Origin of the sequence: Exiguobacterium indicum HHS 31, assembly GCF_001939065.1 — a bacterium.
Classification (GTDB): Bacteria; Bacillota; Bacilli; order Exiguobacteriales; family Exiguobacteriaceae; genus Exiguobacterium_A; species Exiguobacterium_A indicum.
Genome location: NZ_MPSZ01000004.1, coordinates 65,908 through 82,864 on the forward strand (window position 1 = coordinate 65,908; position 16,957 = coordinate 82,864).

At 43.2% G+C, this 16,957-nt stretch carries 15 protein-coding genes; 8 read left to right on the forward strand and 7 right to left on the reverse strand.

Annotated features, from left to right (window positions below; translation table 11 throughout):
• Positions 1–218 precede the first annotated feature (218 nt).
• From N179_RS11135 to N179_RS11145, 3 genes are read left to right on the forward strand one after another with little or no spacing between them, the layout of a single operon-like run.
• Positions 219–1,751, forward strand: coding sequence for a hypothetical protein (locus N179_RS11135; RefSeq protein WP_075642889.1), 1,533 nt, complete (start codon positions 219–221; stop codon positions 1,749–1,751).
• Between the two features lie 16 nt (positions 1,752–1,767).
• Entirely contained in the window at positions 1,768–2,463 is a 696-nt protein-coding gene (locus N179_RS11140; RefSeq protein WP_023469774.1) for a WxL domain-containing protein, read from the forward strand.
• 21 nt (positions 2,464–2,484) lie between these two features.
• Positions 2,485–3,504, forward strand: coding sequence for a WxLIP family cell surface protein (locus tag N179_RS11145; RefSeq protein WP_023469773.1), 1,020 nt, complete (start codon positions 2,485–2,487; stop codon positions 3,502–3,504).
• 38 nt (positions 3,505–3,542) lie between these two features.
• On the opposite strand, the gene pepT is transcribed toward N179_RS11145, so the two are convergent.
• Positions 3,543–4,778, reverse strand: a complete 1,236-nt coding sequence (gene pepT / locus N179_RS11150) for a peptidase T (RefSeq protein WP_075642890.1) — start codon at positions 4,776–4,778, stop codon at positions 3,543–3,545.
• 109 nt (positions 4,779–4,887) lie between these two features.
• Here pepT and N179_RS11155 point away from each other — a divergent pair, with 109 nt between their 5' ends.
• A complete protein-coding gene (locus N179_RS11155; protein WP_023469771.1) occupies positions 4,888–5,886 on the forward strand; it encodes a zinc-binding dehydrogenase in 999 nt (332 codons plus the stop codon).
• Positions 5,887–5,970: 84 nt separating this feature from the next.
• Here the strand turns inward: N179_RS11155 and N179_RS11160 are convergent, their stop codons facing one another.
• Entirely contained in the window at positions 5,971–7,155 is a 1,185-nt protein-coding gene (locus tag N179_RS11160; RefSeq protein WP_075642891.1) for a class I SAM-dependent rRNA methyltransferase, read from the reverse strand.
• A 183-nt stretch (positions 7,156–7,338) separates the two neighbouring features.
• Between N179_RS11160 and mutT the strand changes: the two genes are divergently transcribed.
• A complete protein-coding gene (gene mutT / locus N179_RS11165; protein WP_023469769.1) occupies positions 7,339–7,743 on the forward strand; it encodes an 8-oxo-dGTP diphosphatase MutT in 405 nt (134 codons plus the stop codon).
• Here the strand turns inward: mutT and N179_RS11170 are convergent.
• The 5 genes from N179_RS11170 to N179_RS11190 form a co-directional block, all read right to left on the reverse strand.
• Complete coding sequence (locus N179_RS11170; protein ID WP_075642892.1) at positions 7,718–10,882, reverse strand: DEAD/DEAH box helicase; 3,165 nt, start codon at positions 10,880–10,882, stop codon at positions 7,718–7,720. The genes mutT and N179_RS11170 overlap by 26 nt on opposite strands.
• A 126-nt stretch (positions 10,883–11,008) precedes the next feature.
• Positions 11,009–11,458: an OsmC family protein gene (locus N179_RS11175; protein ID WP_075642893.1), complete on the reverse strand. Its 450-nt coding sequence runs from the start codon at positions 11,456–11,458 to the stop codon at positions 11,009–11,011.
• Between the two features lie 83 nt (positions 11,459–11,541).
• Complete coding sequence (locus tag N179_RS11180; protein ID WP_023469766.1) at positions 11,542–12,474, reverse strand: aldo/keto reductase; 933 nt, start codon at positions 12,472–12,474, stop codon at positions 11,542–11,544.
• Between the two features lie 13 nt (positions 12,475–12,487).
• Positions 12,488–13,378, reverse strand: a complete 891-nt coding sequence (locus N179_RS11185; RefSeq protein ID WP_075642894.1) for an aldo/keto reductase — start codon at positions 13,376–13,378, stop codon at positions 12,488–12,490.
• A gap of 86 nt (positions 13,379–13,464) precedes the next feature.
• Positions 13,465–13,950 (reverse strand): cupin domain-containing protein, encoded by a 486-nt coding sequence (locus N179_RS11190; RefSeq protein WP_023469764.1) that lies wholly within the window; start codon positions 13,948–13,950, stop codon positions 13,465–13,467.
• 156 nt (positions 13,951–14,106) lie between these two features.
• Between N179_RS11190 and N179_RS11195 the strand changes: the two genes are divergently transcribed.
• The 3 genes from N179_RS11195 (at position 14,107) to N179_RS11205 (ending at position 16,932) form a co-directional block, all read left to right on the forward strand.
• Positions 14,107–14,388, forward strand: coding sequence for a putative quinol monooxygenase (locus N179_RS11195; RefSeq protein ID WP_023469763.1), 282 nt, complete (start codon positions 14,107–14,109; stop codon positions 14,386–14,388).
• A gap of 219 nt (positions 14,389–14,607) precedes the next feature.
• On the forward strand, positions 14,608–16,011 hold the full coding sequence (locus tag N179_RS11200) for a YfcC family protein (RefSeq protein ID WP_075642895.1): 1,404 nt from the start codon (positions 14,608–14,610) through the stop codon (positions 16,009–16,011).
• 99 nt (positions 16,012–16,110) lie between these two features.
• On the forward strand, positions 16,111–16,932 hold the full coding sequence (locus tag N179_RS11205) for a DUF1028 domain-containing protein (RefSeq protein WP_023469761.1): 822 nt from the start codon (positions 16,111–16,113) through the stop codon (positions 16,930–16,932).
• The last annotated feature ends 25 nt before the right edge of the window (positions 16,933–16,957 follow it).

The window sequence follows — 16,957 nt, forward strand, 5'->3', positions numbered from 1 at the left end:
TAGACCTAATTTATAGGTCTATTTTTTATGCTGTAATAATAAATCAGTAGATTAAAGATAGATGTATTATTTAATTTTAGTATAGAGATAAAAAAACTTTTATTTTATATCTTTTAAATGTAAAATTTATAGTTTAATTCCCTTATTTAGAAGGGAAACGAACGTAAAAGAGGATTATTCAATTGAAAATAAGTATCAAAAAATAGGGGGGATAATTTTTGTATAAAAATCGATCACCAAATACATTTATTATCTTCATGATTCTATTTGCGCCAAGTTTTTCGATTCCGCACAGTCATGCGACGACCGACGAGCTAGAAATACCAGACCCTTTGACGTCATCGTTTTGTGAAGAGACGTTGAATGATCCAACGAAAGAGGACTTGCTAAAAAAAGAAGAACGGATACAATGCGAAGAACTCTTGGAACTAGAGCAGACAACCCCACCTGAGAGCGAAAATCCACTAACATCCGAGACAACCCCACCTGAGAGCGAAAATCCACTAACATCCGAGACAACCCCACCTGAGAGCGAAAATCCACTAACATCCGAGACAACCCCACCTGAGAGCGAAAATCCACTAACATCCGAGACAACCCTACCTGAGAGCGAAAATCCACTAACATCCGAGACAACTCCCCCTGAGAGTGAAGACCCACCAACATCCGAGACAACCCCACCTGAGAGTGAAGATCCACCGACATCTGAGACAACCCCACCTGAGAGTGAAGATCCACCGACATCTGAGACTTCGTCAACTGAAGAAGATGAAACAATAGTAATTGAGCAACCTCAGTCAGATGATAACGAAGAAAGTACACCTAATTCTGAAACATCGAAGTCAGACAAAGGAAAAAATACAGCAGTTCCTAACTTACTTTCCATAAGCTTATTAGGTACTTCAAGCTTAAGTGCAAGTTATCAAGAGGTTCAAATTGAAAATGACGGTACTAGAAAAACGATTGAATTAACGAATCGATTTTCCGCATTTCTAGGATTGGGGCTTTCTAATAAACAATATATTGTTTTTATCATTCCACCAAGTATCATGGATAAAATTAAAGCAGAGAGTGTTTATTTAGAATATTCCAAGTCGGGAAATATTGTTAAAAAGGAAAGTGTTACCATTGATAAAACAAATAATTTGATTTATTGGAATACGTCTTCGATTATTTCAGTAGGGTTGCTAGGGTTATTAAACAATATCGAATATAAACTTGTTTTCGAAATAAATAATTTACCTATCAATTCTACAAATCAATACACTTTCAAAAGTGCTGTCATCGATGAAGCGATTGATTTAAATATTTTAAGTAATAGTACAGCATCAGCAGATTTAATGATTGGCTCAACACTTCGTTTGACGACTCCGACCACTCTTGATTTTGGTAGTCATGAGTTGACGGGGCGAGAGAAGATTATTCCTCGTGTATCCCCAATGACGATTGCGATTTCTCACGAAAATGCCACAGGATATAACTGGAAGTTACAAGCGAGTCTCAGTCGCCCTTTGACGAGTACGACAGGTGATGTCTTAACCGATGTTCTTTATTTTAAGACCGCTTCGAAAACCCAATTACTGCAAACAACCGCAATTGAAGTGGCTACGGGAACGATGTCGGCGAGTTCAAATCAGACACCGTTGACGTACGCTGAAAATGAAGGCATCGTTCTCGATTTAACAGGAAAATATCCGAAACCTTTATCGTATAGCGCAGACATTCAATGGAGTTTAGTCGATGCACCGTGAAAAGGGGAGAACAAAGATGAAAAAACGCTTTGCTTTTTCAACGATCTTGATAAGTACTGCTTTAATATTAGGAACGACCTCTGCGTGGGCTGCGAATACCTCAACGGGAACATCCAAGGCTGAAATCACATTTACGACGAATGCAGCACCGATCATCGTCGATCCAGACTCACCTAATCCGAATACTCCCTATAGACCTCAGGATAACGGAGGAAATACGCCAACCGGAAACACTGGACCACTCACACTCGATTATGCACCTAACTTCAATTTTGGCTCGAACGAAGTACTTGTTAATAAAGCACTCTTCAAAGCAAAAGATCAAAAGCCCTTTTTACAAGTAACGGATCGACGTATTCTCCCTACGAAATGGGATGTTAAAGTAAAACTCAGTACCTTTAAAGATAGCGGTGGGAAAGATTCCTTGGCTGGATCCACGTTGACGATCGATGCGGGTGATGTACAAACCTTGATTGGATTACCAATTAATGCAGCACCTACGACAGGAAATGTTACCTTAACACCTGGAAATCCGGGAGATGCAAAAGTTATTTTAGCATCAGCTGCTGGAACGTTTTCAACGTGGCAAATTTATTGGAAGGGAAACGGGACAGATAACGATCGCATTACGCTGAACGTTCCTGTCGGTGTTCAAGTCGAAGGAAAACATACCGCTACGCTCGATTGGACGCTCTCTGACGTCGTGAATTGATGAGAAAATGGGGGGAGAGAGATGAAACGATGGGGAGTCGGTTGTCTAATCGTTTTGCTTTATGGATTACTTGTCTGGATGACACCTTCAGACAGTTTTGCAGAAGATCGTGTTAATTTTTCGGTCGAAGCGGTTCCGAATGCGTATCAGGTCGATTCCGGTGTAACCTATTTCGATTTAAGGATGCCAGCGCAACAAAAGACGAATCTTCAAGTTCGAATCTATAATCACGGACCCGCTGATCATACGTTTTTAACTTCAATCCGAAATGCCACAACGAATAATAACGGTTTGATCGTCTATGATCAGAAAAAATCCGTTCCATTAGCGTCGACTTCGTTGACGGATCTCATTAAACCGAATACGCAATCAACATTCATTAAAGGCGGAGAGTCGAAAATCGTTTCTTTACCACTTGAAGTGTCAAATGAGTTGGATGGGACATTGCTTGCCGGTATTCGGATTGAGAGCAAGCCGGAAGGTGAAACGACTAACGACAATACCATCGGCATTCAAAATCGTCATGCCTACGTCATTGGATTAAAAGTTCGTTCTTCAATCAAAGAGACTGCACCCGTCATCACATATGAGGGGGTGCAGGCAAAGTCCTCTTTTTCAAGACCTACTGTTTTCGTTAAATTAGCAAATCAAGCACCGACCATTAGTAAAACGATGAAATTCGAAGCGATCGTCACGAAAGGAAAAAAAGTCGTGGTTCGAAAACAAATGGACGTTCGATTCGCACCATCGATTTATATGAAAACACCGATTGAAACGACAGGAATCTTAGAACCCGGCACGTATCACATTAAGATCCGCGTTAAGGGAGAAGGCAAGACGTGGAAGTGGAAAGACAGCTTTAAGATTACGAAGCGTCAAGCGAATCAGATGAAAGAGCAGATACCCAATCGGGATATCGAAAAAAATTCGAACTCCTTTGTCGGAGAATGGTCAAAGGAACTTATGATGGCATCGACCTTAATCATCTTTTTATTAATCGGTTATATCTACCGTTTGAAAAAACAGCAACGCCAAGCATAAAAAAAGCAGATTCTCAGCGCTGAGAATCTGCTTTTTGATTAGCGAGCGGCTTGTTCAAACCCTTGAACAATAGCGATGATGACTTGCGTCGCTTTTACCATGTTATCAACGGAGATGAATTCAAACTTGCCGTGATAGTTCTCGCCACCTGTAAAGATGTTCGGTGTCGGAAGACCCATGTACGAAAGTTGTGATCCATCCGTTCCACCACGGATCGGCTTAATGATTGGCTGGATATCAAGAGATTCCATCGCGGCATGAGCGATATCAACGATGTGCATGTGAGGTTCGATTTTTTCACGCATGTTGTAGTACTGGTCATGCAAGTCGATTTCAACGCTGCCTGCTCCATACTTTTTGTTCCACTCCTCAACGAGAGCAGATAAGAAGTGTTTCCGTCCTTCAAATGCTTCACGATCGAAATCACGAATGATGTAGTCGAGCGTCGTTTTTTCAACAGAACCGTCAAACGAAATCAGATGGAAGAATCCTTCAAAACCATCTGTGAATTCAGGAGACTCTTCTCCAGGAAGACGATCGTGAAATGCCATCGCATGTTTCTGCGAATTGACCATCTTGTCTTTTGCTGTTCCCGGGTGAACGTTCGTTCCGTGGAAAACGATTTTAGCAGCCGCTGCATTGAAACTCTCGTATTCGAGTTCACCCAGCGGACCGCCGTCGACTGTATAAGCATACGTTGCATCGAATGCTTCGACATTGAAGTGATGTGGTCCACGACCAATTTCTTCATCTGGCGTAAAGGCAACACGAATGCGACCATGTTTGATTTCCGGATGCGAAATCAAATGGTGCATGGCTGTCATGATTTCTGCGATTCCGGCTTTATTGTCGGCACCGAGTAATGTCGCACCATCCGTCGTCATCAATGTGTGACCGACATAGTTGTGAAGTGCAGGAAAATCAGTAGGCGATAGGATGACAGACGGTGCTTCACGCAACGTGATCGGATTTCCGTCATATGCTTCCACGAGTTGCGGACGGACATTCGTGCCCGTGAAATCCGTCGCTGTATCCAGGTGAGCAAGGAAACCAATTGTCGGAATGTCTGCATCTGTATTAGCAGGTAACGTCGCCATGACATACCCATTGTCATCGACTGTGACTTCCTCCATACCGATTGCATTTAATTCTTCTACGAGCAAACGAGCCAGTGTCCATTGTCCTTCAGTTGTTGGAACAGTCGTACTCTCGTAGTTCGATTGTGTATCGATTTTCACGTATGTAGTTAGACGATCAATCAATTCTTGTTTCAAATCAAAAACGTCCCTTCTCGTCATAAGATACCTTCATCATAGCATGAAGACCTAATGTGAGAGAATTCTGAATCATGATAGACTAATAATGAAAAAGGGGGAATTCTTCATGAGAGCATTCGTAGTCGATCAATACGGAAAAGACGCATCACTTATAGAAAAAGACGTCACACCTGAAAAAGCGGGGAAGTACGAATTACGCATTCAAGTCGAGGGGTCGAGCATCAATCCACTTGATACGAAGATGTTCTTCGGACACGTGGCAGCAGCATCGACGACTGGAATTCTCCAGGGCGATGTAACAGGGAGAGTCATTGAAATCGGCGAGGGTGTGACGTCTTTTTCTATCGGCGATCGCATCGTCGCATTCGGCGGTGGGCTTGGAACACGTGCCGGTGCGCTAGCGGAGGAAATGCTTGTGCCCGAACAGATGGCAGTCTTACGACCAAAAGAGGTCTCAGCTGAGATTGCTGGTTGTTTACCGGTGATCGGGTTAACGGCGATGGAGATTTTAAAAGAACGGATCGTAATTACACCAGGAATCCGTGTGTATGTAGCAGGTGGAACGGGCGGAGTGGGACACCTGACTGTTCAACTCGCGCGTCATTATGGGTGCGACGTCACAGCGAGCGCCTCTTCGGACGAGAAGGCAGCTTGGTTAGAAGCGAGAGGGATTCGCGTTCATCGGTATAAGGAAGAATCAGCTGAAGCATTGCTCAAACGACTGGATTTTGACGGATTCGATGTCATCATTGATACGGTGGGTGGCGATCATTTACAAGAATCGTTCATACTCGCTAAAGAACGCGGACGCATCATTTCGATCGCGACACGGACGACACAAGATTTAACGATGATGCATAGTAAAGCCTTATCACTTGAGGCTGTGTTCGTCGCACTTCCTTTGCTAAAAGGAAAAGTAGATGAGATGAAGCGACAGCAACATCACTTAGCAGAACTTATTCATTTAGTGAAAGAAGGCACAATCGAGATTCGGATCGAAGAGCAGATTCCTTATGAGCGCGATGTGTTAAATGATCTCTACCAACGATTTGATCAAACATCACATTTTGGTAAAGTGAGTGTGCGTCCAAGTCTTAAAAAATGATTCTTCATTTATTTTACATTTCCTGTTAAAAACATAAAAAATCCGCTACTGAAATTTTCGGTAGCGGATTTTTTAGATAACAGATCATTTACGGCGAACAAGAATACTTTTTTGAGCGAGTTGCGGCATAGAAGGAGGAGTCGGGAAATCTTTCTGCTCCGGTTGCTCCCATACGACTTCAAATTTTTGACGCAATTTGTTGAAGGCCTGCTCGATAGCTTTTTTCAATTGTGACGCATCAAGAGCAGGACTATCTGTCGTAATCGCAAGCAATCCTCCGCGATTCGTCAGATGAATGACTTTTTGGATCCAAGGAGAAAGATCCTGTTCCGTTCGAAACTGACGCGTCCGTGTATTCACTTGTACGGGCGGATGGAACAAGACAACGTCAAAACGAGTCTTCTTATCCGCTTGTTCGATATAGTCGAACGCATCTTGAACCAAAAGTATCTGTTCTTCAGGAGTAAAATGGTTCAACGTAAGATTATCTGTCGTCTTATTTCGACTACGTGTCGAGAAATCAACGCTCGTCGTGTGAGTAGCATGACCATGAAGTGCAGATACTGTCAAAGTTCCTGTATCAGAAAAGAGATTCAGTACGTTCTTTTCTTTAACTGAATCCATCAGAACTTTACGAAGTGCGCGTTGCGCGATATCGAAGCCAGTCCGCATGCCAGCGTCAAGGTCGTATGCATACCGTGCACCATGTTCCTGCAGCATTTCTGGAAAATCACCGCGTTCACCCATTAAAAAATCGTCGCCTTTGACGGGTTGAAGATCGATAAGAAAATCTCGTTTTTCATAAATGCTCTTATAGTGAACGAGCGATTCAAGCGCCTCGAGAATCATCGGGCGAAAAGTATAGATGCCTTCATTTTCGAAGAGGATGAGGTAATGATGGTCATAACAATCAATCGTCAGTCCACCAATACCATCACCTGCACCATTAAAAATACGGAAAGCTTCGGACTCTTCTTCAAAAAAGTCGTTTCTTTTGTCTAGAGCTTGTTCGAAAAGGCGTTTGAAGAAAGCAACATCGATCGTGTCTTGTTCATCCATCGAGAGTGTCCAACCGACACCCTTTTCTTGCTTGCCAAAATAGCCAGTTGCAAGGTATTCTTTATGTTCTGTCATCAGATGAAGCAGTCCACCTGCTTCTTTAATATGTTGCAAGGATTCAAACATTTCTTTACGTAACGCGGGATAACCGCTTCGAATCAATTCAATCCATTCGGATTTGACGACGATCGGATAGAGTTCACGGGGCATCTAATTTCCTCATTTCTACTTGTGGATAAGTGTGATTAGTATATCATAAACAGAGTTATCCACATGTGGATAACTTGATACAAATAAAACCGTTAATCCTTATGTAAGTAAAAGGACTAACGGTTTTTGTTATGATAAGCAAAGAACTGAAAAATCTACAGTGATTTGGAGTGAAACATAAAAATGAAAAAACATATTCAAGTCGTAGGGGCTGTCATTCGCAATGATCATAATGAAATATTGTGTGCACTTCGTAGTAGCCAAATGTCATTGCCCAACTTATGGGAGTTTCCTGGGGGGAAAATTGAGCTACATGAAACGCCTTCACAGTCTTTAGTTCGCGAGATCAATGAAGAATTAAAATGTAACATTAAGGTCAAACAACCAATCGAAAAAACGACGTACGAGTACGATGCTATTATTGTTACACTGCATACGTTTGAAGCTGAAATCGTAACAGGAGAACCGATTGCCGTAGAACATGCAGAGCTTCGCTGGGTATCTGTTTCAGACCTTGATCAGCTTGAATGGGCTCCTGCTGATATTCCTGCAGTTGAGTACATTAAGAAAGAGTTTGCCACTCCTTAAACAGTTCAATTGATAGTGGAGAATGAAGTGACCAAGTCACACTAATCGGTTTAGAACCTGTACTTTGAAGATGCTTTAACTGGCCAAAGTATGTGAACGGTAGCGCTCTTCCTTGTTCTTTATCTGCTTTGCGCATGAACAAATGAATACGAATTCCTTCGCTCTCATGGTTTTGATATAAAGTACCCGCTTTACCTGTAGCGGTTGCATTGCTTTGAGACTGCCAGTGGAAACGATATTGATCTAAGAAATAATCGTTATATTTTAGTTGCTCATCAATGGCTTCATCTTTGTGTAAATTCACGAATAAAATGTAGTCGTCACCAGCTTGAGCTACGCCTTCACGCCAAGAACCTTCCTGACTTGATGAACATAGGAGACGTTGGATAACAGAACGATTGTATGTTTGATGTAATAGAAACGCCTGATCTTCGATCAACCAATTAATTCGATCTGGTAGTTGGTGAAATGCAAGTAGACCTGCTTGGATAAAATGCATCATATATGAACGTAATTCAGTTAATTGTTGAAGTGCTTGAACGACTGTATTTGAAAAGCGATAGCGTTCTTCTGATACAGCATCTAGCAATTGAATACGATCATTTTTAAACGCAGTAGACCAGCGTTTAAAAAGATGATGAATAATTGGTCGCTTTGAAAAAGAGTGATTCGGTGATAAGGCGAATTCTTTGAAAACTTCTTGTTCAATATCTTGTACTGAAGCAGAGGGGTGATGCAGTAAATGTTTTAAAATTAGTAAGCTGAAGGGCTCACGAATTGGAAATAGTCCTTCGAGCTGTTCAACAATTTTGCGTGTAGTGTCATCGAGCAATAAACGTAGTTCTTCATCGGTAGCATGTTTTTCAAGTTGTTTAAGACGTAATGTACTTCTCCATTGCTGAACAATACTTTCAACAGCTGGCGCCTCTTTATGTGCAACTAAATCATTTAAACTCGGAGGATTTCCGATCATGCGTGTCAGCCTTTGATAACTTTCACGGAGCTGTTTGCTAGCTGAAAACTCTATTTTTTTCATTTGTTCAATAATAAATCTTTCTGTAATTGAATCTAGAATGGCTAAAGAACCTTCCGGTAAAATCGGAAAATGCTGTTTTACAGCAGTAGCAATTTTATAACGATCAATAGAATGAAACGATTGTTGACCAGACAACACAAGCGGTGCAACAAAAGCCTTTTGACTATTTCCGATAAAATCTAAAATCGTAACAAATTCTTTTGAGCTATGTTTACGTAAGCCTCTCCCCAATTGTTGAATAAAAATTGTAGGAGACTCCGTTGGACGTAAAAATAGCATTAGATTGACTTTTGGAATATCGACTCCTTCGTTAAACAAGTCAACTGTAAAAATATATTGCAGTGGATCTTGATCGTCCTCTAGTCGGCGAATGGCCTCTTCGCGTTCATCTTCGGACTGTTTACTTGTAACGGCCATTGCTTCAATCTGATGTCGTTTAAATTCTTGCTCCATAAACTCTGCATGATTGATATTGACGCAGAATCCTAATCCAACAGCCTGATTACCACTAAACCCAAATTTACGAATCATTTCAACAATATAATCTGTTCGTGTTGATCGTTCGAGTGCAACAACAAGATCTTGTTCTACATAAAAGCCGTTTTGCTGAGGAATAAGAGAATAATCAATCGATTCATCATCTTGAATCCCAAAATAATGGAATGGTGAAAGTAAATCTTGTGCTAAGGCATCATACAGACGAACTTCGTAAGCGACATTATAGTCAACAAGCTGGAAGATATTTTGACCATCCATTCGTTCTGGTGTTGCCGTTACGCCAAGCAAAAATTGAGGTGTAAAATAGTTAAGAATGTTTTGGTAAGAAGCAGATGAAGCGTGATGGAATTCATCAATAATGATGTAGTCAAACGTATCCTGTAAAAATTGATTAAGATGAACCTCTTTTGAAAGTGTTTGAACGGTAGCGAAGGTAAATTGTGCATCTTGAATTTGTTGTGATCCTGAATATCTACCAAATGTATAACTTTCATTTGAAAAAACTTGCCTAAATGTATGCTCAGCTTGTGATAGTAGCTTTCCACGATGTGCAACAAATAATACTTTTTTAGCGTGAGCTTGACGGACATCAAATGCTGCTAAATACGTTTTCCCTGTTCCTGTTGCCGCAATGACCATTGCTTTTGTTTCTTTTCGCTCGCGCAAACGATTCAGTTCTTCTAAAGCTGGAATCTGCATGAGGTTTGGTTCAATAACGGTGTAATCGACAGCGGGTTCGGCAACTGTATCGCGGATAGAAAATGATCTTATAGGTGGTGTTTCTTGTTGGTACTGTTCGTATTGAACTAATAATTCTTCTGTACATATAGTCGCTTCGTGGCTGTTCCAAAGCTGTTCAAATAAGTTTTTCGCTTGAGTGACTAATGTTGTGACGGGTGTAGAAGGTATACGAATATTCCATTCCATGCCGTTCGTTAAAGCTGATTTTGATAAATTAGAAGATCCAACAATAGCACTATCCAACTGATCAGGACGAGAAAATAAATAGGCTTTCGGATGAAACGCATGATTTTTTTTAATCGGTTCATAAATTTTTACTTCGATATTGCTGAATTCCATCAACTGTCGGATAGCCTTCGCTTCTGTAATATTCATATAGAATGAAGTCAATATACGAATTGGTTTGTTTTGAGCTTCTGCTTCTTTTAAGGCTGGGACAAGCGTCTGAATTCCAGAATGTCGTGTAAAACTCACCATCCAATCAGCAGCAGATGCTGTCCATAATTCTTGATTGATGTGATGCAATAACTGTTCTTGTTCAAGTTGGCCAGGAGCAATGAGTTCCCAAGCACGCAAAGAATTTTTATATTGTGTAGGTAAAGCATGAGTTGTGCTAGTAGTGAGTTCACGATGAAGCGGCGAGTCGATCGGAGGTTGATTTAAATGCAGGAGCCATTCATTGACCGTTTCAACCATTTGATCAGGTTTATCTTGTTTTTGTAAATGGTCTAAAGATTGATATAGTACTTGATTAAGGTGCGTAAGTAATTCTGTTGTGTAGTCATGTGCTGGTACAGAGACACTTGTTGTATCGGATTGTGAGTTAGCTTCAGTTGAAGAACGTAGTGTTTCATAATAAGACATGGTTATCCTCCGAATGATATTAAATGGTATTTATAATAAGTAAATCATCAATAATATACCAATAAATAGCTAAATAAAGTAAAAAATCATCATTTAACTAAAAAGTTAAACGATGATTTTAGTTTGTTAATTTGAGACTCGCTCCACAACAGCCTCAAGCGATACTTTAACATTACCAGCCAGTGCCCGCGTAATCATACACGAACTTTCCGCTTTTTCAGCAAGACGTTGCACCTTCTCCAGATCACGATCCGACAGATCGGATGGCAATAAGAGTTTCGGACGATGAATGATCGCGTCGTATGTGAAGACACCGTTCGTGACATCGACGATGCCTTCAGATTCCATCGTTAACGAGACTTTTGGAATGTGACTACGCTCAAGCATCGCGGCGAGCGTGATGATATAGCACGTAGCAGCAGCCCCAAGTAACATCTCATCTGGGTTCGTACCAACCCCTGGACCATCCATGGCGTCCGGAATTGAGATTTTTGTTTTTAGTTCACCTGTCTCGATTTGACCGACATCATTGCGATTGCCCGGCCAGTCTGCGGTTAAATGAAAATGGTGCTTCATGATCAATCGCCTCCATGCTTCCATCATACGAAGTTCAGCATGATTTTTCGCCTATTCTGCTCATGTACATACGAAGAGAACAATTAGCTAAAAATCTGGTCGATTTTTTCGATATCCTCTTGTGACAACTGAACATCTAACGTACGCAACGTATCCGTCACCTGATCCGGTCGTTTCGCACCAGGGATGATGGCATCGATGCCGTCTTGTGCCAAATACCACGCGAGTACGATGTGTGCGACTTCCGCATCATGTGCTTCTGCGATCGGACGTAGTTGATCGACTTTTGCGAGGTTTTCCTCGAAGACATCTTTTTGGAACAAAGGATCGTTTTTTCGTAAATCATCAAACGTCGTCTCTTTTGTATATTTCCCTGCCAATAATCCAGCAGCGAGTGGGAAGTACGGGACGAACGACATGCCGTTCTCAACGATATACGGGAGTAATTCTTTTTCCGCATCCCGTTTGAATAGGTTGTATTCCCCTTGATAGACGTCGACATGTCCGTCTTTGTTCGCTTCCTTCAGTTGTTCAAGTGAGAAATTCGAGACACCGATTGCGCGAATCTTTCCTTCTTTCTTCAGTTCTGCGAGTGCTGCGACGGCTTCATCCTTTGGTGTTGATTCATCCGGAAAATGAATGTAATACAAATCGATATAGTCTGTCTGAAGACGTTTTAAACTCTCTTCGACCGATTGACGGAGAAAGTCTGGTGAATTGTTCATGACGACATTTCCGTCAACGAACTGATGCGCACCTTTCGTCGCGAGGACGACATCTTCTCGAGCGACCGTATCGTTCCAGACCTCACCGACGAGTTCCTCCGAACGTTCTGGTCCGTAGATAAAAGCTGTGTCGAGGAAATTGATTCCTTGCTTCAAAGCGACACGAACGAGATCGCGTCCGGCTTGCTCATCGAGATTCGGATACAAGTTGTGTCCACCGACAGCATTCGTACCGAGACCGATTGGGTGAACGAATAAGTTAGATTGACCGAGTTGAACATGTTTTGTCATGAAAATGACCTCCTTAAACGATATCGAGCGGTTCTTTTTTTGTTGGTGCTGGGAACGCTTGATCAAGTGCAGCGAGCTCTTCCTCTGTTAAATTCAGAAGCGCAGCGCGACCATTGGCTTCGACATGATGTGCCTGACCAGCCTTAGGAATCGCGATGACATCACCTTCACGAATCGCCCATGCAAGTAGAATCTGTGCCGGATCCACACCGTGTGTCTCAGCGAGTTCTTCGACAGTCGGATGATTCAGAAGTTGATCGCGTAATGAACCACCTTCTGCTAGTGGGCAATACGCCATCACTGGAATATTATGCTCACGTAGTAACGGTAATAGTTCATACTCGATTCCGCGTGATCCAAGATGATAGAGTACCTGATTGACAGCGCATTGATCACCACCTGGCAGTGCTAACAGTTCCTTCATGTCTGATACGTCAAAGTTCGATACACCCCAACGGCGAATCTTGCCTTCTTGTTTTAAAGCTTCCAGCCCTTCGACCGTTTCTTTGAGTGGAATATCACCACGCCAGTGAAGGAGGTACAAATCGAGATAATCGGTGCCGAGGCGTTCAAGTGTGTTGGAACAAGCCTGCTTTAATGCTTCTCCGCCAGCATGATGCGGATACACTTTCGAGACGAGAAAGACTTCCTCTCGTCGATCTGCAATCGCGTCGCGAATCAATTCTTCAGAAGCACCTTCCCCGTACATCTCTGCCGTATCGATGAGCTCCATTCCACTATCGAGACCTACACGGAGTGCTTCGATTTCTGCTTCGTGCTTTTCCGACTCTTCTCCCATTCGCCATGTGCCTTGTCCGAGTGCCCGAACATGCGTCTGATCGGGAAACGTCACCGTTTTTTGCTTTAATGCAGCAAGTATCAACGTCTTTTCTGTTGCGTTCATCGTTCTTCCTCCTTTAGTAGAGAGACAATAGTAGGGTTTACCACGCGAACTCCGAACAAAAACGTCTTCTTCAATAGAAGGAGACGTCACCAATGCTCAAACAAAGGACCGTGATCACCGAATACAGGATCTTGAGTTGGGCGCATCACCTGACGAATACGTTGAAGATTTTCCGGGCGTTCACTTGTTTGACCTGTCAGCGTATCGTAGTCTTGACCATCCGGATAGGCACCGATCACTCGAAAGTGTCGACTTGTATCAAGTGCTTTATGTCCCGTACCTGCAGGAAGTAAAAGAATATCTCCGCTCGTCAAAGTGAAGGTCTTACCGAGCGGACCACCCAGCTGAACGGTTGCATGCCCTTCAAGAATCCCGATCACTTCATGAGCGATACTATGATAATGATGAAAGTCAAAAATCCCATCCACCCAGCTGTTACGCCAGTCATGTGCATGGAAGGTCTGTTCGATGTGTGATGGCTCTGCAAATGCGTGCCGATAAATCAACACGGGGAATGTCGGGTTGTTCGGAATGTGCCCGTCATCCTCAAAATAAAATACCTCAACGCGCATCTTCGTTGCTCCTTTCTCTGGTGTGGCACAAAGTAATAATTACATCTGTAATTACCCGTAATTAAATATCATCAATCGTCCGAGCATCTTTATGGCGTAACGAATTCGGAGGTGCTAAGATGCTTAAGTTAACGAAATTACAGAGGAGGCTTTCCGATGATCGCCATCGAAGCAAAATTAGAAGTACAACCCGCAAAACGAGAAGAATTTTTAGCAGCAACTAAAACACTAGTGGCAGGATCACGTGCTGAAGCAGGAAACATCAGCTATGACTTGTTCCAAAGCACAGAAGACGAAAATGTCTTCATGATGATTGAAAAATGGGAAGACCAAGCTGCAATCGAAGCACACAACACAAGTGCTCATTTCGGACAGTTCGTTGCGTTTGCACAAACGGCTCTCGCTAAACCATTAGACGTTCAATCGTTCCAAGCATAATCATAAGCGATTGACATGACACATAAGGAAGGTATTCTAGGTTCATGACCTAGCATATCTTCCTTTTTTGTTTCATGCGATATGATCGATTAAAGCCTCTATTTAAGTTAGAAGTATTCCACTTTTCTTTTACAATCGTATGACATTTCATTGAAACTGTTAGTTTTTCCCTGATTAGGGCATTATTCTTATAATGACACAAAAAAGGAGGCCTTTATCATGAATGAACGAACGAATGCACCAGAGTCGAAGCGATCATTCTTCAAGATGCCTCATACATATGCCATCATCATGGCGATTCTCATCATCTCAGTCATCTTGACGTATACACTTCCAGCAGGGCAATTCGACCGTGAAAAACAAGACGGACAAACCGTCGTCATCGATGGCACATATCGCGCGGTAGAGTCTGCACCTGTCAATCTCTTTGGTTTATTTGAAGCAATCCCGCAAGGCATGGAAGCGGGTGCTGCGATCATCTTCTATATCTTTCTTGTCGGTGGTGTCTTCGGCATCATTCGTCAAACCGGCGCCATTGAAGCAGGAATCAATCAATTGATTCGCCGATTCGGTCAAAAAGGGCACATCATGATTCCGATGACGATGTTCGTCTTTTCGATTGCCGGGGCGACGATCGGGATGGCAGAGGAAACGATCATCTTCGTGCCGATTGGGATCATGTTAGCGCGTGCCCTTGGATATGATGCGATGACAGGAGCCGCGATCGTCAGTCTAGGGGCGGCGGTTGGTTTTGCCGGCGGGATGTTGAATCCGTTTACGGTAGGTGTCGCTCAATCAATTGCGGAAGTACCGCTCTTTAGTGGTCTTGGGTACCGAACGGCTGTGTATATCGTATTTTTAGCAGTGACGATTCTTTATGTCATGAACTACGCACGGAAAGTCAAACATGATCCGGCGCGCAGTCTGGTTTATGATCTTGAACAACGTCGCTCGGAAGAAGCAGCGACGACGATTTCACGCTTTTCGAAACGTCATGCTTTCGTCTTACTGGTTTTAATCGGTGGAATTACGCTCAATGTAATCGGAATCTTTGAATGGGGATGGTATTTGACGGAATTAACCGCATCCTTCTTGATCATCGGGATGATTGCGGGAATCGTTACGCTTGGTGTAAACGGAACGTTCGAGAGTTTGATTGACGGTGCGAAAGCTGTGACGTTCGGCGCCTTGATTGTTGGGTTTGCTCGAGCAATCGTCGTCATTCTCGAAGAAGGACGTGTTATCGATACGGTCATTTACGGCTTATCGAATGCCGTAGGACATTTACCGACGTTCTTTGCTGTCATCGGGATGTACGCCGTGCAATTGATTACGAATTTCTTCATTCCATCCGGGAGTGGACAAGCGGCAACGACGATGCCCATCATGGCACCATTGTCCGATTTATTAGGGATCGAGCGTCAGGTGGCTGTCTTAGCATTCCAATATGGAGATGGACTGACGAACATGATTTTCCCGACGAGCGCGCATTTGATGGCATTTCTCGCAATTGCAGGCATTCCGTATGAGCAATGGTTACGCTTCGTCTGGAAACTCTTCGCGATCTGGATTGCCTTGGCATGTGCTGCCTTATTACTCGCTGTGACACTTGGTATTCAATGAAGTCGACCTTCCGGACAGGTGTCCGGAAGGTTTTTCAGTTGCAGGAATCGGGAAGCGTTATCACGAACGGAATAGGTAATGACTAAAGGGGGAACTGAAGTGACATATTCAATCGTTGGGTATTGTGAAAAAGAACAAGCATGGGGCGTTGCCGTTCAGTCGAAGTTTTTAGCGGTCGGGAGTGCTGTTCCGTTTGCGAAGGCAGGAGTGGGTGCGGTAGCGACACAGTCGTTTGCAAACACGACGTATGGTCCTGAAGGATTGCGGATGATCGAACAAGGCGCTTCAGCGGACGAAGTAATACGTCGATTAACGGAAGCAGATGAAGGACGAGCGGATCGCCAGGTCGGTATTATCGATGCGAATGGCAAGAGTGCGACATTCACGGGTGAGGGATGTAACGACTGGGCAGGCGGTATTGCCGGTAAACACTTTGCAGCGCAAGGGAATATTCTTGTAGACGGCAATACGGTGAAAGAGATGGCACGCGTCTTTGAATCGACGCAAGGTCCGCTTGCAGAACGTTTGTTGCGTGCGTTAGCAGCTGGTCAAGCAGCAGGCGGGGACTCACGCGGAATGCAATCAGCGGCACTGCTCGTCGTCAAGGAGGGTGGCGGATACGGTGGATTCAACGACCGCTATATTGATTTACGCGTTGACGATCATCCGAGTCCGATTGAGGAGCTCGAACGTATCTATCAACTGCATACACTGTATCTGCAACCGAGTAAGCCGGAAGAAATCAAGCCGATTGATGATGTCTTAGAGTCAGAGTTGATGGATAAATTATTAGCGCTCGGCTACCGGGGTGATTTCGAAGACGCGTTCCGGACATATCTGCATACGGAAAACTTCGAGATGCGCGAACAAGCGGATCGTGCGATTGATACACGTGTTCTCGCGTATATTCGATCCCAATGAAAAATGACAGGATGGACCGCGGTCC

Coding starts and splice junctions, on each gene's coding strand:
- N179_RS11140 (WP_023469774.1), top strand. CDS start 1,768: ATGAAAAAACGCTTTGCTTTTTCAACGATCTTGATAAGTACTGCTTTA.
- N179_RS11145 (WP_023469773.1), top strand. CDS start 2,485: ATGAAACGATGGGGAGTCGGTTGTCTAATCGTTTTGCTTTATGGATTA.
- N179_RS11155 (WP_023469771.1), top strand. CDS start 4,888: ATGAGAGCATTCGTAGTCGATCAATACGGAAAAGACGCATCACTTATA.
- N179_RS11160 (WP_075642891.1), bottom strand. CDS start 7,155: ATGCCCCGTGAACTCTATCCGATCGTCGTCAAATCCGAATGGATTGAA.
- mutT (WP_023469769.1), top strand. CDS start 7,339: ATGAAAAAACATATTCAAGTCGTAGGGGCTGTCATTCGCAATGATCAT.
- N179_RS11170 (WP_075642892.1), bottom strand. CDS start 10,882: ATGTCTTATTATGAAACACTACGTTCTTCAACTGAAGCTAACTCACAA.
- N179_RS11175 (WP_075642893.1), bottom strand. CDS start 11,458: ATGAAGCACCATTTTCATTTAACCGCAGACTGGCCGGGCAATCGCAAT.
- N179_RS11180 (WP_023469766.1), bottom strand. CDS start 12,474: ATGACAAAACATGTTCAACTCGGTCAATCTAACTTATTCGTTCACCCA.
- N179_RS11185 (WP_075642894.1), bottom strand. CDS start 13,378: ATGAACGCAACAGAAAAGACGTTGATACTTGCTGCATTAAAGCAAAAA.
- N179_RS11190 (WP_023469764.1), bottom strand. CDS start 13,950: ATGCGCGTTGAGGTATTTTATTTTGAGGATGACGGGCACATTCCGAAC.
- N179_RS11195 (WP_023469763.1), top strand. CDS start 14,107: ATGATCGCCATCGAAGCAAAATTAGAAGTACAACCCGCAAAACGAGAA.
- N179_RS11200 (WP_075642895.1), top strand. CDS start 14,608: ATGAATGAACGAACGAATGCACCAGAGTCGAAGCGATCATTCTTCAAG.